The organism is Thermoanaerobacter sp. RKWS2 (genome assembly GCF_026240795.1).
Lineage (GTDB): Bacteria > Bacillota > Thermoanaerobacteria > Thermoanaerobacterales > Thermoanaerobacteraceae > Thermoanaerobacter > Thermoanaerobacter ethanolicus.
The window spans coordinates 827,287-847,074 of record NZ_CP110888.1; the positions used below are offsets into that span (position 1 = coordinate 827,287).

General features: G+C 33.2%; 16 protein-coding genes, 4 pseudogenes and 1 CRISPR repeat array. Of the genes and pseudogenes, 16 read left to right on the top strand and 4 right to left on the bottom strand.

Features of this window, described 5'->3' with window-relative positions:
- Positions 1 to 5 precede the first annotated feature (5 nt).
- The 3 genes and pseudogenes from cmr3 (at position 6) to OEI98_RS04120 (ending at position 3,812) form a co-directional block, all read left to right on the top strand.
- Positions 6 to 1,063: pseudogene (cmr3, locus tag OEI98_RS04105) on the top strand (type III-B CRISPR module-associated protein Cmr3).
- Positions 1,064 to 1,218: 155 nt separating this feature from the next.
- The gene (locus OEI98_RS04115; RefSeq protein WP_266039772.1) at positions 1,219 to 2,217 is read left to right on the top strand and encodes a putative CRISPR-associated protein; all 999 of its coding nucleotides are present in this window, start codon (positions 1,219 to 1,221) and stop codon (positions 2,215 to 2,217) included.
- A gap of 173 nt (positions 2,218 to 2,390) precedes the next feature.
- On the top strand, positions 2,391 to 3,812 hold the full coding sequence (locus OEI98_RS04120; protein WP_003869387.1) for an ISLre2-like element ISTet1 family transposase: 1,422 nt from the start codon (positions 2,391 to 2,393) through the stop codon (positions 3,810 to 3,812).
- Between the two features lie 199 nt (positions 3,813 to 4,011).
- Positions 4,012 to 4,304: a CRISPR direct-repeat array (repeat unit 30 nt; unit sequence GTTTTTAGCCTACCTATAAGGGATTGAAAC).
- A gap of 151 nt (positions 4,305 to 4,455) precedes the next feature.
- Here the strand turns inward: OEI98_RS04120 and OEI98_RS04125 are convergent.
- Positions 4,456 to 5,676 carry an IS110 family transposase gene (locus tag OEI98_RS04125; protein WP_003869923.1) on the bottom strand — a complete coding sequence of 407 codons (1,221 nt, stop codon included), beginning with the start codon at positions 5,674 to 5,676 and terminating at the stop codon, positions 4,456 to 4,458.
- A gap of 664 nt (positions 5,677 to 6,340) precedes the next feature.
- Between OEI98_RS04125 and OEI98_RS04130 the strand changes: the two genes are divergently transcribed.
- The 3 genes from OEI98_RS04130 to OEI98_RS04140 all read left to right on the top strand — a co-directional run bounded on the left by OEI98_RS04130 (position 6,341) and on the right by OEI98_RS04140 (position 7,169).
- Positions 6,341 to 6,598, top strand: a complete 258-nt coding sequence (locus tag OEI98_RS04130) for a type II toxin-antitoxin system Phd/YefM family antitoxin (protein ID WP_266039774.1) — start codon at positions 6,341 to 6,343, stop codon at positions 6,596 to 6,598.
- On the top strand, positions 6,583 to 6,846 hold the full coding sequence (locus tag OEI98_RS04135; protein WP_266039776.1) for a Txe/YoeB family addiction module toxin: 264 nt from the start codon (positions 6,583 to 6,585) through the stop codon (positions 6,844 to 6,846). Before OEI98_RS04130 ends, OEI98_RS04135 begins: the two co-directional genes overlap by 16 nt.
- Positions 6,847 to 7,046: 200 nt before the next feature.
- Positions 7,047 to 7,169 carry a hypothetical protein gene (locus tag OEI98_RS04140; protein ID WP_003867771.1) on the top strand — a complete coding sequence of 41 codons (123 nt, stop codon included), beginning with the start codon at positions 7,047 to 7,049 and terminating at the stop codon, positions 7,167 to 7,169.
- Positions 7,170 to 7,259: 90 nt separating this feature from the next.
- Here the strand turns inward: OEI98_RS04140 and OEI98_RS04145 are convergent, their stop codons facing one another.
- Genes OEI98_RS04145 through OEI98_RS04155 form a run of 3 tightly spaced genes read right to left on the bottom strand, consistent with a single transcriptional unit; the run spans position 7,260 to position 9,779 of the window.
- On the bottom strand, positions 7,260 to 8,273 hold the full coding sequence (locus tag OEI98_RS04145) for a DUF6930 domain-containing protein (RefSeq protein ID WP_266039778.1): 1,014 nt from the start codon (positions 8,271 to 8,273) through the stop codon (positions 7,260 to 7,262).
- Positions 8,274 to 8,313: 40 nt separating this feature from the next.
- Positions 8,314 to 9,213 carry a zinc metalloprotease HtpX gene (htpX, locus tag OEI98_RS04150; RefSeq protein WP_019907485.1) on the bottom strand — a complete coding sequence of 300 codons (900 nt, stop codon included), beginning with the start codon at positions 9,211 to 9,213 and terminating at the stop codon, positions 8,314 to 8,316.
- Between the two features lie 20 nt (positions 9,214 to 9,233).
- Positions 9,234 to 9,779 carry a LemA family protein gene (locus OEI98_RS04155; protein WP_003871013.1) on the bottom strand — a complete coding sequence of 182 codons (546 nt, stop codon included), beginning with the start codon at positions 9,777 to 9,779 and terminating at the stop codon, positions 9,234 to 9,236.
- A gap of 307 nt (positions 9,780 to 10,086) precedes the next feature.
- On the opposite strand from OEI98_RS04155, the gene yfcE reads away from it, so the two are divergent.
- The 10 genes and pseudogenes from yfcE to OEI98_RS04210 all read left to right on the top strand — a co-directional run bounded on the left by yfcE (position 10,087) and on the right by OEI98_RS04210 (position 19,779).
- Positions 10,087 to 10,641, top strand: a complete 555-nt coding sequence (yfcE, locus tag OEI98_RS04160; protein ID WP_266039783.1) for a phosphodiesterase — start codon at positions 10,087 to 10,089, stop codon at positions 10,639 to 10,641.
- A 191-nt stretch (positions 10,642 to 10,832) separates the two neighbouring features.
- Positions 10,833 to 11,750, top strand: a complete 918-nt coding sequence (locus OEI98_RS04165; protein WP_019907487.1) for an aldo/keto reductase — start codon at positions 10,833 to 10,835, stop codon at positions 11,748 to 11,750.
- 354 nt (positions 11,751 to 12,104) lie between these two features.
- Positions 12,105 to 13,468 (top strand): annotated as a pseudogene (locus OEI98_RS04170) (RtcB family protein).
- A gap of 22 nt (positions 13,469 to 13,490) precedes the next feature.
- Positions 13,491 to 14,753 (top strand): Nramp family divalent metal transporter, encoded by a 1,263-nt coding sequence (locus OEI98_RS04175; RefSeq protein ID WP_074666111.1) that lies wholly within the window; start codon positions 13,491 to 13,493, stop codon positions 14,751 to 14,753.
- 111 nt (positions 14,754 to 14,864) lie between these two features.
- On the top strand, positions 14,865 to 15,500 hold the full coding sequence (locus OEI98_RS04180) for an IS607 family transposase (protein ID WP_039931265.1): 636 nt from the start codon (positions 14,865 to 14,867) through the stop codon (positions 15,498 to 15,500).
- Positions 15,457 to 16,654 (top strand): annotated as a pseudogene (locus OEI98_RS04185) (RNA-guided endonuclease InsQ/TnpB family protein). Before OEI98_RS04180 ends, OEI98_RS04185 begins: the two are co-directional and overlap by 44 nt.
- A gap of 114 nt (positions 16,655 to 16,768) precedes the next feature.
- Complete coding sequence (locus OEI98_RS04190; protein ID WP_004397258.1) at positions 16,769 to 17,146, top strand: nucleotidyltransferase family protein; 378 nt, start codon at positions 16,769 to 16,771, stop codon at positions 17,144 to 17,146.
- Positions 17,146 to 17,646, top strand: a complete 501-nt coding sequence (locus OEI98_RS04195; RefSeq protein ID WP_004397256.1) for a hypothetical protein — start codon at positions 17,146 to 17,148, stop codon at positions 17,644 to 17,646. The genes OEI98_RS04190 and OEI98_RS04195 overlap by 1 nt, the downstream gene beginning before the upstream one ends.
- Positions 17,647 to 17,651: 5 nt before the next feature.
- A pseudogene (locus tag OEI98_RS15015) lies at positions 17,652 to 18,001 on the top strand (phenylpyruvate tautomerase MIF-related protein).
- A gap of 290 nt (positions 18,002 to 18,291) precedes the next feature.
- A complete protein-coding gene (locus tag OEI98_RS04210; protein WP_266039792.1) occupies positions 18,292 to 19,779 on the top strand; it encodes a TIGR02677 family protein in 1,488 nt (495 codons plus the stop codon).
- Positions 19,780 to 19,788 lie beyond the last annotated feature (9 nt).

Consider the following 19,788-nt stretch of genomic DNA (forward strand, 5'->3'; position numbering starts at 1 on the left):
AAATTATGCTTTTTGAGGTAACGCCTTTGGATAATGTATATTTTGGAAAGGGATATCCTTTTACTGCTGGATTTGAAAGTGTTGGTAGAGGTGTGTTTCCTCCGGCGCCTTCGGTTTTTTATGGCGCTTTTGCAACTTATTATCTTTCATTGACGGGTAAAAGTTCACAAAATTTAGATTTTATTCAAAAAAATTTAAAAATAAAAGGGGTATATTATAAAAGTGGAGAATCGTGGTATACATTAGTGCCAATGGATTTAGTAAAAAATAAAGAAGAAAATGAAGGCAATAAACTTGAACTTTTAAAACTAAGTGAACTTCTTATTGAATTTGATTTGAGTGATGAACAAATAAATTTGCTATATTCTATAAACAAAGCTGAAAATGTTAAAGGACTAATTGATGATGTAACAATGAGGAATTATTTAAAAGGGATAAAAGAAAATATGTTTTTTACATATTTTACTGATTTTGTTTTGAATGAAAGTAAAATAGGGATAAAAATAGATTATGACAAACGTTCCAATAAAAAAGGATACTTGTATAAAATAAATTATGTAAGAATGGCTAAAGATACAAAAAATTCATTAAGTTTTGTTGTGGATATAGAATGTGATGGCTTTTCTTTTCCTGAAAGTGGTTTATTAAAATTAGGGGGAGAGGGTAAAGTTGCAAAAATAAGGCGGCTTACTGATATTCCTGAGTTTTTAAAAGAAGATTTTAAAGAGAAAATAAAAGAGATTATTACAAAGACGAGAAAATTTAAAGTGGTTTTAGTTACTCCTTCTGTGTTTCAAAGCGGATGGAAGCCAGACTTTTCTAAATGGAATATAAAAGTAAAACTGATTGCGGCTGCTATAGGGAAGCCAATTAGTATTGGTGGATGGGATATGAGAGAAAAAAGTCTAAAGTTATGTCAAAGGCAGTTCCTGCTGGCAGTGTGTACTATTATGAACTATTAGATGGTTCGATTGATGAACTGTTAGAGAAAATATGTGAATATGGGGTTTCTGACGTAAGAGGTAATGAAGGATTTGGAAGGTGTTTAATAGGAGGGGTATGATTGATTAAGTTGATTACAACTGTTGGTACGTCTCTTTTTGAGAATTATAGAAAAGAAAAAAGGATATAGAAGGATATTATTTTTCTATAAAGGATGTAAATTACGGGGAATATGACGAGTATTCTGAATCTGTAGCTAAAATTAGAAATACCATTTTGAATTATTATGGTTACTATAATAAAGATAAAAAAGTACCAGACCACATTTCAGCTGAGATAAAAAGTATAAAAAAGATAAAAAAATACTTAAAGGACCGAGATATAGAAGTATATTTAGTTGCTACAGATACAGTAGTTTCATGCGAAGCTGCTAATATTATAAGGCTTTTTTTAGAAAAAGATGAATTTAAGGTAAATTTCACTCCAGCTATAGATGTTATTAAAGGTTTGCAAATAAAAGATAAAGAAGTATTTGTAAATCAAGGACTTACTAATTTAATAAGAAGGATTGAGAATATTTCAGGGGGTTGTTATGAAAATGTAGCCTTTAATATATCAGGAGGTTACAAAGCTACTATTCCCTATATGACCTTGATGGCCCAGATAAATGGCTGTTATATGTATTATATTTTTGAAGATACTGAAGAACTAATAGTTATACCTCCTGGACCAATAACTACTGATGATGAGCTATTTGAAAAATATTATAAAGAGTTTGTTGAGATAGAGGGTCATGTGGATAATTATGCTAAATGGAAAGAAAGCCGTTATGAGTTTGTGAGTAAAGCTATGTCATGTATTGAAGTTTGTAATAATATAGCCGGCTTATCGCCTTTTGGCGAGATTTTATGGAAAAATTATAAAAATAGATACAGTGTATTTTTCGCGACAGATGAGGTTATAGGGAAAATTAAAAATAATTATACATTAGCAAAAAAAGTGGTTAAATTTTTGAGTGAAGATAATATAAGGGAAGGGAAAACAGAGATTAAAGGTTCAAAAATTAAGCATAAATTATATGATGACGGGAATAACGACTATAGGATTGTTTACGTTCAAAAGGACAATCAATTTTACATATATGCAATTTTTGATTATGAACCTGACGAAATAAAATTTCCAAATAATCCCAAACAGAGTAACAATGTAGAAGACTATAATTTTAGATTGTATAGAATTAACAAACGATCATTAGAGGTTGAATTATTAGAATAATTGGTAGTAGTAGAAATGTCGTCGATCCCTAATAGTGCAAAAATATATGGGGATAGACGACATTTCTATTTTGTGGATTTTCACATAGTGTAAAATTATCGTAGGATTTTTAGATGATAAAAAAACAAGAGACAACCCCTGTGATAAAATAGATTGTGGAAAACCAAAAAAACATGAAAGGGGTGTCTCTTGTGAAAAAAATTAAGTTTGAAGATATTATACTACAAAATGCATGTAATTACATCAATAATGTGATAGAAATTTTTAAAAAGTTATTAGAAGAAGGGATGGATATAACAGAACTTTCATTAAAAGTTAGAGAAATGGTAGACAAATTAGGTATAGAAACAATGGTAGCAATTATAGAAGAATTAGATAAGATAATAAAAGAAGACAAGAGAAGGAAAGAGAAATGGGTAGTAGAAAGGGAAGATGAAAAGACTTTAATAACGACAGTAGGAGAAATAAAATATAAAAGGACATATTACAAATCAAAAGAAGATGGGAGATACACCTACTTAACAGATGACGCATTAGGGATAGGTAGGCATGAGAGGATAGAAGAAGGAGTAAAAGTAAAGATAGTAGAAAAAGCGACAGAAGAATCCTATGAAAAAAGCAGTAAAGAAGCAAGCCCAGTAGAATTAAGTAGACAGACAGTATTAAATGCAATAAGAGAGATAGGAGAAGTAGAAATAAAAAAAGAAGTAGAAGAAAAGAAAGAAATAAAAGTATTATACATAGAAGCAGATGAAGACCACGTATCCTTACAAGACGGGGGAAAAGAAATGCCACGACTTGTATACATACATGAAGGCAAAGAGACAAAGAACGGTAGGTCTGAGCTAAAGAATGTCCATTACAAAGCATATGTAGGACAAAAGCCAGAAGACATATGGATAGACGTAGCAAATTACATAAATGACAATTACAAAGAAGAAAAAATAGAGAAGATATACATAGCAGGTGATGGAGCAAGATGGATAAAAGAAGGGATAGAGTGGATACCAAAATCAAGATTTGTATTAGACAGGTATCATTTAAACAAATACATACTCATGGCAACATCGAAAGAGCCAAGATATAGAGATAGGATATGGAGAGCAATAAATGAAGGGAATGAAAAAGAATTAAAAGAAGCATTTAATGAACTATCAAAAATAGCACAAACAGAGCAAGAGAAGAAGAAAATAAGGGAAGTAAAGAAATACATATTAAACAACTGGGAAGGGATAAAAATATACAAAGAAGATGAGGATGCAATAGGGTGCAGTGCAGAAGGGCATATAAGCCATGTATTTTCAGACAGGTTAAGCAGGAACCCATTAGGATGGAGTAGAGAAGGATTAAAGCTAATGGCGAAATTAAGAGTATTTAAGAAAAATGGAGGCAATTTAAGAGAAGTAGAATGGCGTAAAAAGCGCAAAAACAACAATGAAGGTTATAAATTAACAAAGAAGCAAATAAAAGAGGCAGTAAAGAGAGCTAAAACGTATACAAAAGAACAAATAAACAATATTACAGTATTAAACATGGGCAAAGTAACACCAATATATAGAATTTTAAAAGCAATAAAATATGAAAGAGTGATATAAAAAACACATAATAATGGAAACCTTGATTTAAGCAATTTCAGGGGTTGTCTTTAAAAAAATATCCTACAGTATCTTGACACTATCGATTTTCACGAAATTATTGATTTTCAGGGAAATTATGATATAATAAAGTCAAGATACTTGACAGGGATTTAAAAATAGAAAAAAGAGGATGGTCTTTTTATATAGCGTACAATGAGTTTTTAGCCTACCTATAAGGGATTGAAACGCTGAAAGACATTTTAAAGTAGCAGGGCAAGGGAGGTTTTTAGCCTACCTATAAGGGATTGAAACATATGCAAAGCATGAGCTGAAGCTGCGATATTATATGTTTTTAGCCTACCTATAAGGGATTGAAACCGGATTTGTCTGTATTTGCCCCTGTTATGGTGTCTGGTTTTTAGCCTACCTATAAGGGATTGAAACATTTATAAGCATATGCCAGTAGTGCAGTTTGCTTTTGTTTTTAGCCTACCTATAAGGGATTGAAACTGATATATTTTTGTGTCGCTTTCAAATAAGTCATACGTTTTTAGCCTACCTATCCTGAAAATAGTGTCTCTCAAAAAGGCAACAAAAAACTAAACCCATACCGATGTAAAAATATGGGATAAATAAATGGTTAATAAAGTTAAATTAAAAGTTAAGACACTGCAGATTCGACCGTGACCTTAAGGCCTAAAGACTCTAGCTTTTTTAAAGATTGACGAATAATCATATTACGCTTTTTCTCTTCATAATAAGTAGGACCTAATTCAATATATGGTTGCTTTTGCTTGAGAATATGATAAACTATAATTAAAATGCTATGTGCCACTGCAACTGCTGCACGGTTTGCTCCTCTTCGAGCAGCGATGCGGTGGTACTGACTTGAGAGATAAGTATCTTTTGCCCTTGAGGCAGCTCTGGCAGCTTCAATAAGAGAGCTTCGCAATTTTTGGTTACCTTTTCGAGTTCTTGCAGACTTTTGTTTACCAGCACTTTCATTATGACCTGGACACAACCCTGCCCAAGAACACAAATGGGCAGCAGAGGGGAACTGTTCCATATTCGTGCCGATTTCGGCTATTATTTGTTCTGCAGTTCTTCTTCCGACTCCAGGGATTGTATCCAGCAGTGCCAGGTCTTTTTCAAAAGGGAGCATTCGATTTTTAATTTCTTCGTCTAATTTTGCTATTTCTTCATCAAGGTAATCAATATGTCTAAGCTGTATTTCCAGAAGCATCCTTTGGTGATGATTGATCAAGCCTTTTAAAGCGCGTTTTAGTTCATCCATTTTATTTTTTAGCTTGCCTTGAGAAAGCTCAGCCAGGGTTTCGGGATTTTCTTCACCATTTATAATAGCCTCAAGTATAGAACGACTGGATGCCCCGTTGATATCAGAGACTACCGAAGACAGTTTGATATTAGCTCCTTCTAAAACCTTTTGTATGCGATTAAGTTCTCTTGATTTTTCTTCAATGAGGCTTTTTCTATAGCGTACAAGCTCGCGAAGTTCTCTTTGTTCACGATCTGGCACAAAGCTGCCTTGCAAAAGGCCATGTTGTAAGAGACTTGCTATCCACTCAGCATCTTTTACATCGGTTTTTCTACCAGGGACATTTTTAATATGCTTAGCATTGACGAGTAGGATTTTAATGCTCTCAAGCTCAAGTAGATTGTAAATAGGTTTCCAATAAGAGCCGGTACTTTCCATAGCAACAACAGAACAACCTTTAGCTTTAATAAATTCTTTTAATGCAATAAGGTCATCGGTCATAGTTGAAAAAGTGCGGATTTCTTTACCTTCTGGTGTTATTATACAAGCTACGACATTCTTTTTATGGACATCTAATCCGCAAACATGAGAATAAACTAAATCCATGAAAGAACCAACTCCTTTTTTAAAATTTGAACGATAGCGACTGTAAAATTGAAGAGCTGGTGCAACAACCATAAGGGGTTATTCTATCCTGCGTGCTTCCCGTAAAGGGAGCAACAATCTGTGGTGCACCTGGTCGTTGGAGTCTGTCTATGAGTCGGGCTCAAAGCACCAAGGTAAGAACGACCTTTCTTCACCAGCCGCTGTACTGATTATATCATCAAAAAAGGACATTTTCATCCTCTGCTGGTGCTGCATTTGCGGCATGGGAGTCTATAAGGAATTGAAACCTATATACAGATAGACGTTTGGAGCAAAGGCAACTATGTTTTTAGCCTACCTATAAGGGATTGAAACATTAATTTGTGCTCCTGTGTCAACACGAATCCTTCTGTTGTTTTTAGCCTACCTATAAGGGATTGAAACCAGGAAAAAAAGGAGGATATTGGACAGCAAGAATAAGTTTTTAGCCTACCTATAAGGGATTGAAACAATTAAAACGAAAAGGTTTTATCCATATAGTACCTTTTTTGGTAACAGATTTATATTAGAGCTTGAAGGAAGAGTTAATGGTGGTAGGCTTTGCAACAGTTTTTATTAATCTTATAATTTTTTACTGACATACATAAAAACGTACGTTATAATTAATTTAAAAGGAGTGATTTTTATGAAAACAATACCGGTAACAACGGTAAGACAAAATATATACAAAATTTTAGAACAAATAATTGTAAGTAATGAACCTATACAGATAACTTCTAAAAAAGGAAATGCAGTCTTAATTTCCGAAGAAGATTGGAATGCTATTCAAGAAACGCTATATTTGTTGTCAGTACCAAATTTAAGAGAAAGCATCATAGAGTCAGATAAAATTCCCTTGGAAGAGTGGAAGGATGAAAAGGACTTAGGATGGGATATAAATTAAAATTTTCTAAATACGCTCTAAAAGATGCAAAAAAATTAGAAGCGTGTGGACTTGACAAAAAAGCAAAAGAAATTTTAAAAATATTAAAAGAAAATCCGTATCAAAATCCTCCTCCATACGAAAAATTAAAAGGTGATCTCCAAGGGAAACTTTCAAGAAGAATAAATATTCAGCACAGAATAATTTATGAAATTTTAGAGGATGAACACATTATAAAGATGTATAGGATGTGGACACATTACGAATAGGAATGAATGCTGAGGAATTGGTAAGAAATGAATAATGCTATAAAATAGAGAATTTAGATAATTTCTACGGCAGGCTGGATATAATAATAGAAATTATTGATAAAAACACAGGAAGAATAGTAAAAGTTTTTTAAAAATTTTGTTTTACGGCTCAAACTTGTTAAAATAGAGTTAAATAAAAGAGAATGAGGGGAGAGAAAATGGGGGCTCTTGTCCTTCTTGTAGGGCTTCCAGGTGCAGGCAAGTCAACTTTTGCGGCAGAGCTCAAGAAAAAGCGGTACATGCAACAGAATATAACTTTGGTATCCAGTGCGTTAAAATAAGTCAGAACTTGTTGAAATTTTCTTAATATTTACATCAGCGATATTATATATTACCTTGAAAATAAGTAAGAGCAGATAAAATCCTGCTCCCTATCTAAAGTTTACAAATTCTTCTATGAAATAATCAATCGCATTTAATCGGCTCTTTATATGCAAACCAATTTTAGTCCTTTCACACAAATCAACCAATAAATGAAATAAATACTCATCTCTTACAAATATTTTCTTTGGTTTACCCATATTTAAAATATATGGAATTACCATATCAAAAACATATTGTACTTCATTATCTTCTGGAGAAAGAATATGTTGATCTATTATCATCCCTGATTTAGAATCAGCAAGAATACAAATTCTCCCTGCAATTGGTCTATCATATTCTTTATCTCTAATTATGGTATTCAAGTACGCTATATCAACTTCTATTTCGGCAGAAGTAGTTGTTTGCTTTGCCATTCTTGATAAAAGAAGCTCATCTTTTAATATAGGGATTAAATATTTTCTTTGGGGTAACAAAAGGGGAGCTGCTAAAGTAACCCATTGATTTTTTTGCTCATCGTATTTATGAACTAAAGTTTCTCCCTCTTCGAAGTTAACTACAATATCTTCTTCAATGTAATTTTTTAGTGCTTGTAATAAATGTCTCATTATTGCTGTCTGTTTTAATACTTCTTCTTTATTCAAAATATAAGGAGCATATCCTTTCTTGAAAGATCTAAAATAGATCCAGTTATTCCTACCTCTAAACTTCAATCCCAGGTCTTTTACAATTTGCAATTCTTCTTTAAACAACTCTTCTCTATCCCCAAAATAGCATATAATTACATTATCTTCTTGAAATCGCTGAATTTGCTGTGGTGGCATATCAGTAGTCTCAATAATTTTGTAAAAATTATCCAAAGCATCAAACCCAAAATAAAAACCTATACCGTAAAATTCTCCTCCTCTTCCCATTACACTACAATATACTGGTTCTTCATTTTCTGGCAAAATTAGTGTTATTATATCTACATCCCAAAAATATTTCCAAGGATTTAATTCCTTTATTTTAACAGTTACCTCATACAATTCTTTCCACTCTTCTAATGTCGCTTTTTCTTTCATTACTATTTACACCCTTCCTTATAAAATTTTCTTATGTCTTTTACATTGTAAGGCTCTTCAACCTCTTAATTCTCTCTTCAATCGGTGGATGAGTTGCAAATAACTTTTCCGCTCTTCCAAAAGGATTTGATATAAACAAATGAGCTGTTGCGTCAGAGGTAACTCTCATAGGTCTAGTATAACTACCTATTTTTTCAAGAGCTGATGCAAGACCATAGGGATCTCTTACAATATATGCACCAGTTGCATCTGCCAAATATTCTCTTTGTCTTGAAATTGCAGACCTTATAATTAATACAATAAGAGGAGCAATAATAGAAAAAATAAGCCCAATAATGAGGAGAATTATAGCTCCATTGTCATTTTTATCTCTTCTTCTGCTTTCTCCCATTCCCCACCACATACTTCTTAGCATTACATCCCTGAGTAAAATTATAAGTCCTGCAACAACTGCAACAACCGTCATTAAAAGTATATCTCTATTTCTGATGTGAGATATTTCATGAGCTATTACTCCTTGGAGCTCTTCTCTATTCATCATTTGAAGTAGACCGGTTGTGACACAAACAGAAGCATGCTTTGGGTCTTTGCCCGTAGCAAAAGCATTAGGTTGGGATTCTTCCATTATATAAACATTGGGCTTTGGTATACCTGCTGCGAGAGCGACTTCTTCCACAATATTATGAAGAACATAATACTCCTCTGGATTTGCCGGAATGGCTCCCACCGACGCGAGAGCTATTTTATCTGACTGTTCATACGCTATCCAATTATACAGCACAATGAAAATTGCTAAAAGAACTATTCCTGTAAGTCCCCAGTTGAAATACCATACAAAAAAATAACCTATAGCAAAAAGTATAAGAGAAAATGTAACTATAAATAGATAAGTTTTCCTTACATTTTCTGCTTGAAGTTCATATAGAGTTTTTCTAGACATTACACTCACACCCTCGTTAATCAAAACTGAACATTAATAGGCCCTCTTTCACCTTCATCAACAGGATAATATTCCTTGGGTGTTAATCTCATCATATTTGCAACAATAGAAGCAGGAATTCTCTGTTGTGCTGCATTGTACTGCATGACTATATCATTATAAAACTGTCTTGCAAAAGCAATTTTATTTTCTGTATTAGTTAATTCTTCTTGGAGTTTTAAAAAATTCTCATTTGCCTTTAATTCTGGATAATTTTCTGCAACAGCAAAAATTGTCTTAAGAGCTTGTGTAATCTGATTATTAGTATCTCCTACTTCTTTTACTGATTGAGCTCCCATTGCCTTAGCCCTTAATTCTCCTAAATTTTCAAAAATCTCTTTTTCATGAGCAGCATATCCTTTTACTGTATTCACAAGGTTAGGTATAAGGTCATATCTTCTCTTTAACTGTACATCTATTTGCGCCCAAGCATTTTCTACTCTGTTTTTCAAATTAATAAAACTATTGTAAGTCACAATAAACCACAAAACTATAACTGCTACGATACCTAAAATTATCCATATCATTTGATTTCCTCCTTCATATTCATTATAAATTTCTGACCTACCATATTTGCTCCTTTAATTTTCTTACACTAAGTTTGACATTTTAATAGCTTTTATATTCTGTGTTTTCTTAAATCTTTCTTAGTTTCATTATATTATACATCTATTATACATGCAACAGAATATAACTTTTGGTATCAGGTGTTCCAAAATGAGTTTAGATTATTTTTGTCATGGTATGTCGAAATTTTCTTAATATTTGTGTTGGATTTTGCTTTATAAAATGATAAAATTAAAATTAAGGTGTAGAAAGGTAGGGTGATATTATATGAAAATTGGTGTTATAAGTGATACTCATGGAGATTATAAATCATGGGAAAAGGCATGGGATTTTTTAAAGGATTTGGATATTATTTTACATGCAGGGGATGTTTTATATCATGGACCCCGTAATCCAATTCCTGAAGGATATGACCCGAAAAAACTTGCTGATGCTGTAAATGCCTCTCCCGTTCCAATTTTGATTGCAGAAGGGAATTGTGATGCTTATGTTGACCAAATGATGCTTGATGTACCTATACAAACACCGTATGTCTTTGCTTTCATTGAGGGGAAAAGATTTATGATTCAACATGGCCATAATATTTCTGATGAAGATATACATAAGTTGGTTAAGAAGTATAAATTAGATTATTTTATAATTGGGCACACGCATATTCCTTTAATAAAAAAGATTGAAAATTGTGTGGTGATTAATCCGGGTTCTACATCTCTCAGCAAACGGGAAGATAAGATTAATTCGGTAGGATTTATTGAAGTTGAAAGTGGAAGTGTTCATATAATTGATTTGGAAAGCGGAAAAGATATTTTGTTTTTAGAATGATATGTAAGTGCTATAATGATTTCAATATAGTTACATTTATTATCTTATAATTAATCGAAGTTTGTGAATGACATAAGATGAAAAAAGTTGATTATATTGTAACCAGATATAACATAGGATTTAGTGAAAAACGGTTAGAAAAATTTTTGCTGTATGTTATAATAAAAGCAAAAAGTTAAGAGGTGTTTTAAATGAGGTATATCAATATTGGTAATGGGGAAATAAAGGCCTCGGCAATTGCATTGGGTTGTATGAGGATTGCTGATAAGCCTGTAAAGGAAGTGGCGGAACTTATAAATACGGCTCTGGAGGAAGGCATAAATTTTTTTGACCATGCTGATATATATGGCGGTGGCAAATCTGAAGAAGTTTTTGCTGAAGCCATAGAAATGAAGCCAAGTATCAGAGAGAAAATAATTATTCAAACTAAATGTGGTATAAGACATGGATATTATGACTTTTCAAAGGAGCATATTTTAAAATCTGTCGATGGAAGCTTAAAAAGGCTCAAAACTGACTACATAGATGTTCTGTTATTACACCGTCCTGATACTTTGATGGAACCAGAAGAGGTTGCAGAGGCTTTTTCAATACTTCACAGCAGTGGCAAGGTTAGAAATTTCGGTGTAAGTAATTTTAATCCGATGCAGATAGAACTGCTTAGTAAGTATTTAAACCAAAAGCTTATCATAAACCAATTGCAGTTTAGTATTATGCATACAGGTATGATAGATTCTGGTTTTAATGTGAATATGAAAGTAGATCAGTCTATAGATAGAGATGGCAGTGTTTTGGAGTATTGCAGGTTAAAGAATATTACGATACAGGCGTGGTCACCGTTCCAATATGGATTTTTTGAAGGCACTTTTTTAGGTAACGAAAAATTTAAAGAACTTAATGACAAAATTGACGAAATTGCTGCTAAAAAGGGTGTGCCAAGTATTGCTATACCTATTGCATGGATTTTAAGACATCCAGCAAAGATACAACCTATTGTTGGTACGACAAATCCTGCTCGATTGAAAGATATATGCAAAGCATCAGAGATTGAACTTACAAGAGAGGAATGGTATGAGTTATATAGGGCTGCAGGGAATAAATTACCATAAAGTGAGTATTATTTTTGTGATAAAGAAAATAAAGTTTACAAAGAGGTACTAAGCAATTAGTACCTTTTTTATAATGAATCTGGTTAGATGTTTTAGAGTATTTTTTGTTTCTCCTCGGGTATCCCAGACTATTGTGAATACTTAAATGTGAATTAAAGTGTGATATAATGAAATTAAAAAGGAAATGGCAGGACAATTGAGAAAGATTGTAACATAGATGATATGTTTCTATTCGTTAATTGTAGGGAAATAATGAGAAGAAGGGAGTGAATCCCTAATGGGGTAGAAGTTATACAGGGGTATACAGTTCTAAAAGATGGGATTAATCGATGGCGAATTCCTAAGTTTGGGAAAATGAGAGTGGATGCTGTTATTTATGTGAATGATGCGTTAAAAGAGTTTTTGCATGAGGATCAGTCTTTGAGGCAGCTTACAAATGCGGCTAGTCTTCCCGGAGTTGTGGAACCTGTTATAGGTATGCCGGATATCCATGAGGGGTTTGGGCTTCCTATAGGAGGAGTTATGGCAATAGAGGAGAAAGGGGTCATTTCAGCTGGAGCAGTAGGGTATGATATTAATTGTGGTGTAAGGCTTTTAAGAACTAGCCTTGAAGCAGCGTATTTTAATAAAGAGCTTTTATATAAGCTTATAGAACGGATCGAGTATTATGTTCCTACAGGCATAGGGAAAAAGGGAAAACACAAGGGTATTACACGGGTAATTTTTGATGATGTAGTGCACAGAGGGGTAGAAGCGGTTATTAAAGCTGGTTTTGGAAAAAAATCAGATCTGGAGTATATTGAAGAAAATGGTGGGCTTTCAGGTGCTGATCTTTCTGCGGTATCGAAGGAAGCACAGGAAAGAGGAGAGGAACAACTTGGCACTTTAGGTGGAGGCAATCACTTCATAGAGATTCAACGAGTTGATTCTATTTTGGATGAAAAATTGGCAAGACAATTTGGGCTTTTTAAAGGGCAAATTGTCGTTATGATTCACACGGGAAGCCGCGGATTTGGGCATCAGATTGCTACAGATTACACCAAAATCCTTTGGGAAGCGGCGAAAAAATACGGAATTGAGGTTCCTGAAAAGGGACTTGCTGCGGCTCCTATTGATTCGAAAGAGGGCAAAGCGTATTATAAAGCGATGGCGGCAGCGGTTAATTTTGCTTTTTCAAATAGACAGATAATTATGTTTGATGTAATGAAAGCTTTTGAAGATATTTTAAAAAATCTTCTGAATCTATGGGATTTCAGTTAGTGTACGATGTTGCTCACAATATTGCTAAATGGGAAATACACGGGGGAAGAAGACTTCTTGTCCACAGAAAAGGAGCCACAAGGGCTTTACCAGCAGGACATCCTCAAAATCCTTCTTTTTACAAAGAATCTGGGCATCCTGCTCTTATTCCTGGCAGTATGGGTACAGGTTCTTATGTGGTGGTTGGCACAGAAAAAGCGGCAGAGACCTTTTATTCTGTGAATCACGGAGCAGGACGAAGGCTTTCACGAAATAAGGCTAAAAAAATCAGTAAAGAGGAATTTGAAAAGGCTATGGGGGATGTAATATACAATGTTCGGTCTTATAAAGATATCGCTGATGAGTCACCACTTGCTTACAAAGACGTAGAAGAGGTTGTGTCTGTTCTTGAGAAAAGAGAAATTACTATACCTGTTGCTCGATTTGTGCCTCTTGCAGTTGTAAAAGGTGCAGATTAAAATTTTAAGATGAGGTGAACAAATGATTACAAAAGTCAAAAATTTATTTAAAGGTAAACATCGCCCTAAACTTATGGCTTTAGATTTTATCAAATACATAGGTCCTGGGTTACTGGTTACTGTTGGCTTTATTGACCCGGGAAATTGGGCTTCTAATGTTGCTGCAGGGTCGTCTTACGGTTATAAGCTTTTATGGATGGTGACTTTATCTACTATCATGCTCATTATACTTCAACATAATGCTGCACATCTGGGTATAGTTACAGGTTATTGCATGTCTGAAGCTGCAACTAAGTTTTTAAAGCCTTTTACTTCGAGATTACTTCTTATTTCAGCTGTCTTTGCGGCGATTTTGACGGCGATGGCAGAAATTTTAGGTGCCGCGATAGCTCTTCAAATGCTTTTTAAGATACCTATAAAGATAGGAAGTTTGATTACTGTTGTTTTTGTTTCATGGATGCTTTATACAAATTCCTATAAAAAGTTGGAAAAGTGGATTATAGGTTTTGTATCTCTTATTGGCATTTCTTTTATATTTGAGCTTTCGCTAGTTGATGTGAAATGGGCAGAAGCAGCTGTAAGCTGGGTGAAACCAGAATTTCCAGGAGGTTCTATGCCTATAATTATGAGTGTACTTGGTGCTGTTGTTATGCCACACAATTTGTTTTTGCACTCGGAGATAATACAAAGCAGGCAGTGGAATTTAGAAGATGAGAAAGTCATAGTGAAACAGCTTAATTATGAGTATTTTGACACTATCTTTTCTATGATAATAGGTTGGGGAATAAACAGTGCTATGATTATTGTTGCAGCATCGGCTTTTTTTACCAATAATGTAACTGTAACTGAGCTTAATCAGGCACAGCAGATGTTAAAACCTCTTTTGGGAAATGCATCAGCAGTGGTTTTTGCTTTGGCTCTTCTTTTTGCAGGAATTTCTTCATCTATAACAGCAGGTATGGCAGGTGGAAGTATTTTTGCGGGGATATATGGAGAACCATATGATATACACGATGCACATACAAAAGTTGGCGTAGGAATTACATATATTTTTGCAGTACTAATAATATTCTTTGTAAAAAGCCCCTTTCAAGGACTGGTTTATTCGCAGATGTTTTTGAGTGTACAGCTTCCAATTACAATCTTTTTGCTCATTTATTTGACTTCTTCAAAGAAGATAATGGGAAAGTTTGCAAATACATTGCTTTATAAGGTATTGTTGTGGACTATAGGAATAATAGTGACGGTTTTAAATGTGATGCTTCTCATAAGTTTTGTTGGATGATTGATATAGTAACAAAAAATAATAAAGTGTTTTAAACATATTAAAGTTTTTAATAAAATATATTTACTTTGCTTCGTAAGTTATGCTATAATATTTATGGGTGATATAAATATGAAAGCAAAAGAGGTTCTGGAATTATTAAAAATATCAAGGCCAACACTAACCAAATATGTAAAAGAAGGAAAAATAAGAGTAACAGTTATGCCAAATGGATTTTATGATTATAATGAAGAAGACGTATACAAAATTTTTATGAAAGGCGTTGAAAGAAAAACATATATTTATGCAAGGGTTTCAACCCCAAAACAAAAAAAGGATTTAGAAAATCAAATTGAATTATTAAAACAGTTTTGTTTTAATAATGGTTATAAAATACATGGAGTATTTTCTGATATAGCAAGTGGAATTAGCTTTGAAAAGAGAAATGAATTTTTTAAAATGCTTGATGATGTTCTTGCAGGTAAAGTAGAGAGGGTTATTATAGCTTACAAAGACAGGTTAAGCAGAGCAGGATTTGAATTGTTTAAACATTTATTTAGAAAGTTTAATACTGAAATAGTTGTTGTATCAGAAGTTGGAAATGAGAAGCTTGATTCTCAGGAAATAATTGAAGAAATTATAAGTTTGTTGCACTGTTACAGTATAAAATTCTACAGCAAAAGAAAAATTCAAAAAATAAGAAAGCTTTTAGAAAGTGAGGTGTTTGAAGATAATAGTCAAGAGAGTAGAACAGATACAGATAAATAAAAATCATGAATTATGGCCTTATTGTGATAAAATATGCTTTGCAGCAAAAAACTTATACAATTATGCCAACTACATTAAAAGACAGGAATTTATAAACAACCACAAATGGATAAGATACAGGGACCTTAATAAGATGTTAAAAGAACACGAAACATACAAAAACTTACCAGCACAAATAGCACAACAAACCTTAAGACTTCTCGATAGAAACTGGAAAGCGTTTTTTAGAGCAATGAAAGAATGGAGAAAAGATAAAAGCAAGTTTAATGGCAGACCTAATTTACCAAAATACAAAAAGAAAAATGGAAGAAGCGTTGCTATATTCACAAATCAACAGTGTAAAATTAAAGATGAGCATTTAACTTTCCCAAAAACAGATTTAAAGTTAAAAACAAGAATAACAGGCAAATTAAGAGAAGTCAGAATAATTCCAAAAGGAAGTGTTTATGTTGTTGAAATAGTTTATGAAAAGGAAATAGCTGAAATACAAAGGCCGCCAAAAAGGATAGCAGGAATAGATTTAGGGCTTTAATAACTTTGTAACTTTGATAAATAACATAGGCATAAAGCCTATTGTTATTAATGGCAAAGTTATTAAGTCAATAAATCAGTATTACAACAAGAAAAAGGCAGAGTTAATGAATTATGTAGGAGAAAAAGGTATCAGCAATAGGATTGAAAAACTAACTCTAAAAAGGAATAACAAAATAAAGGACCTTATGCACAAAATAAGCAGATTTATAGTAAACTTTTGTAAACAATATAACATAGATACACTTGTGGTTGGATACAACTCGAGATGGAAGCAGGAAATAGGATTAGGAAAAATAAACAATCAAAATTTCGTGAGTATTCCTTACTATCAATTCATAAACATGCTCAAATACAAATGTGAAGAAGAAAGGATAAACCTCATACTGGTAGAAGAGAGTTATACCAGTGGTTGTAGTTTTTTAGATAGAGAAGAAGTCAGCAAAGAAAACTATGACCTAAGCCGCAGGATAAAAAGAGGATTATTTAGGAGCAATAAAGGTGTTTTAATAAATGCGGATGTAAACAGCGCATACAACATTATCAAAAAAGTATTCCCCCAAGCATTTGCAGAGGGGATAGAGGGTGTGGGGTTACACCCGGTTAGGCTGAATGTAGCCTAATAAAGAATAGTATTAATAAAATTTTGAATAATTTTTAATACTTTAAACACTATTCATAACCTGAATCCTATAAAATGGTAGAATATATGTAAAGAATTTTGTGTGGTGAGGAAGATGAGTATCACTGATGAAGAGAAAAAGAAAATACGTGAAAATTGGCGGTTAAAGAGTGAAAAAGAGAAAGAAATGCTAGAAATACGAAAAAAGGATGCATTAGATAAAGCGTATAAGATTGCTAAATTTTTGAAAGAAAAATATAATGTGAGTAAAGTTGTCTTGTATGGATCACTGGCAAGGGGATTTGATTTTTGGGAATTTTCGGATATTGATATTTTTGTAGATGATTGGGATGATGATAAGTTTAATTACTGGACAATGTTTGTTGAGATAGAGAATATTGCAAGGCCTTATAAAGTGAGTATAGTTACACAACGAGATGCTACGGAGGCTTTGTTAAAGGAAATAGAGAAAGAGGGGAGGGAAATAGGGTAGTGGATGTGGGTAAGGTAAAAGTTATTTCAGCAAGACTCAAAATGGAACTTGAGAATATACAAAAATTGTATGATACTTTAAAGACGAAAGATATGTTTGACAAAAAAACTTTGAAACAAAAACTGACTGATGATTTTGTGTTAAGAGCTATTGGCTCTATTTTCCATGATTTTTATACTGCTGTTGAAAATATGTTTAAAATTGTTGCAAAAAATATAGATGGTTTTATGCCATCTGGGGCTGAATGGCATTTAGAATTACTTGAGCAAATGTCTATGCCGATAGAAGGGGAAAGACCAGCTTTTATAAATACAGATACTAAATTATTGCTTAATGAATTTAGGGGATTTAGACATATTTTTAGAAATATTTATGGATTTAATCTTATGCCCGAACGAATAGCAAGATTGTTAGAGATTTTTCCAGAAGCTGTGGATAATCTAAAAAAAGATGTTGGGAAATTTATCAATGAGATGGAATCTATTATAAAAGAGGAGTGAGATTTATGCCAATTGTAAATTTAATTACAAAAGAAAAGATTGCATCAGAAAAGAAAGAAATTTTAAAGAAAGAATTTGCCGATGTGATGTATGAAGTTGCAGGAAAAAGTGAAAATTGGCTTATGGTAAGATTTACTGAAGAAGAGGATATATTTTTCCATGGACAACCTCTTAAAGAGGTGGCATTGTCGAGATAAAGCTTGTTGGCAAACTTCAAAAGGGACAAAAGGAAGAAATATCAAAAAGGATTTGTGATGTTTTAAATAAGGTTTTGGGCTATAGAAAAGACAGTATTTATATGGTTATCCAAGAAATAGAAGGACAGAATTGGGGTTATAATGGAAGCACTTTTTAAGAGGGTATTAATATTATGGTCAATGGTAAGGGGCCTGCGATCCTTCGGCTGCGCTTCAGGATGATATCTCTGCCTATGTCATTCTGAGGAGTTTAAAGCACGAAGAAGAATCCCAGACAGAAATGGAATGCTTAAAAGTGAAAATGATGAGAAGATTTTTTAAATCCTTATTATTCCACTAATCGTGAGAAATAATAAGGATTTTTGTTTCAAAAGGTCAAAAAATAAATTGAAATGATGGAGTATTAAGTTTACAATATATATGAAATATAGATGCAAGGTGAAGTGTTATGGAAGATAAACTTGATTTGAATGTGATAAAACCGATTGAAGAGGTAAAGTATTTGTCTGCGGAAAATGCTTCGCGATATCGCCTCATCATGAGGTATTTTTATGAACAGTACCAGAAATTTAAATATTGGCTGTATAAAGAGGATGTATATGAATATGTAAGTCAATTTGACGTGTTTGCCGACTATACAATGGAAAAATGTGAGCAGGATTTAAAAGCACTTACTGAATGGAAAAACCTTATTGCGACACAAGATACCAGTAAAGCTTCTACGATTGACGAATTTAAAAACAAAAAATTCAGATATCAATTAAGTCCATATTCTATTGAGATAGAAAGAATGACCATAAGGCTGGAAAGCATCGTTGGTTATGGTGGGTCACTACAGCCGTCTTTATTTGAAAGAATTTACCGGAATTTAATAAAGATAAATGAAATGGCGAAAAAAGAGGATTTACAGGAAATAAACAGATGGTGGGAAGACCTCAATACCGACTTTGAAAATATATATCACAATGCGACAGATTACATTGCAAGTCTTCAAAGTTCTAACGCTGATGAACTTATGAAGTCAGAGCAGTTTATCATTTACAAAGACAAACTTATAGAATATTTAAGAGATTTTATAAAAGACCTTCAGAGATTTTCTGTTGCCATAGAGAGCTTTTTGAAAAAGGTGAGTCCGGAGATTGTCAATTCCGTTGTAGATAAGTTATGCCAATATGAAATGAGTATCCCAAGAATTGACAGGGTTTTAAATGAAGAGGAAGTAAAAGAAGATTTGATGGATAAGTGGAATAACATATCTTTTTGGTTTACAGGTCATAACTTTGAAGACAGCGAGGCAGTAAGGCTTCTTAATATATCAAACGAAATAATCAGAAAAATAACAATGTATGCGGCGAGAATAGCAGAAAACAGAATGAAAGCTGCCAGCAGAAAGAATGAATATATTGCTCTTTCTAAAATGTTTGCAAAAGCAGGTAGTATTAAAGAAGCACACCTTTTGTCTGCGGCGGTTTTCGGTTGCTTTTACACAATGCACATAAAAGGTGATTTTGAAAGAAAGACAGAAAGTGTAAACCAGAGCGTATGGGAAGAACCGCCCTTTAAAGTGATTATAAAGCCAAAAACAAGGAGCTACAGTAATTATGTTAAGACAAATGCGATTATTGATAGAAGTGCTGACAAGACGGAGATGCTGATGGACTATCTCAATCAGAAAAATATAGAAGATGAAATAATAGCAAGTTGCATTGTTGGCAATAGAATAAGGATAAAGGATTTACCTGTTGTAAAACCTTTTGTGAGGGCAACGATACTTAAATGGATAGGAAAAGCGATAGCAAGAAATGGCTTTACAGGAAAAACAGAAGATGGAAGAACATACAGGCTTCATATGCCAAAGAATGGTGAAAGGGCAATACTAAAATGCACGGATGGTAATCTTGATATGCCTGATATTGTAATTGAGTTTGTTGATTGAAGGTGAAAA

Coding starts and splice junctions, on each gene's coding strand:
- OEI98_RS04145 (WP_266039778.1), bottom strand. CDS start 8,273: ATGAAAGAAAAAGCGACATTAGAAGAGTGGAAAGAATTGTATGAGGTA.
- OEI98_RS04130 (WP_266039774.1), top strand. CDS start 6,341: ATGAAAACAATACCGGTAACAACGGTAAGACAAAATATATACAAAATT.
- OEI98_RS04140 (WP_003867771.1), top strand. CDS start 7,047: ATGGGGGCTCTTGTCCTTCTTGTAGGGCTTCCAGGTGCAGGCAAGTCA.
- OEI98_RS04190 (WP_004397258.1), top strand. CDS start 16,769: ATGAGTATCACTGATGAAGAGAAAAAGAAAATACGTGAAAATTGGCGG.
- OEI98_RS04125 (WP_003869923.1), bottom strand. CDS start 5,676: ATGGATTTAGTTTATTCTCATGTTTGCGGATTAGATGTCCATAAAAAG.
- OEI98_RS04135 (WP_266039776.1), top strand. CDS start 6,583: ATGGGATATAAATTAAAATTTTCTAAATACGCTCTAAAAGATGCAAAA.
- OEI98_RS04210 (WP_266039792.1), top strand. CDS start 18,292: ATGGAAGATAAACTTGATTTGAATGTGATAAAACCGATTGAAGAGGTA.
- yfcE (WP_266039783.1), top strand. CDS start 10,087: ATGAAAATTGGTGTTATAAGTGATACTCATGGAGATTATAAATCATGG.
- OEI98_RS04165 (WP_019907487.1), top strand. CDS start 10,833: ATGAGGTATATCAATATTGGTAATGGGGAAATAAAGGCCTCGGCAATT.
- OEI98_RS04155 (WP_003871013.1), bottom strand. CDS start 9,779: ATGATATGGATAATTTTAGGTATCGTAGCAGTTATAGTTTTGTGGTTT.
- OEI98_RS04175 (WP_074666111.1), top strand. CDS start 13,491: ATGATTACAAAAGTCAAAAATTTATTTAAAGGTAAACATCGCCCTAAA.
- OEI98_RS04120 (WP_003869387.1), top strand. CDS start 2,391: ATGAAAGGGGTGTCTCTTGTGAAAAAAATTAAGTTTGAAGATATTATA.
- htpX (WP_019907485.1), bottom strand. CDS start 9,213: ATGTCTAGAAAAACTCTATATGAACTTCAAGCAGAAAATGTAAGGAAA.
- OEI98_RS04180 (WP_039931265.1), top strand. CDS start 14,865: ATGAAAGCAAAAGAGGTTCTGGAATTATTAAAAATATCAAGGCCAACA.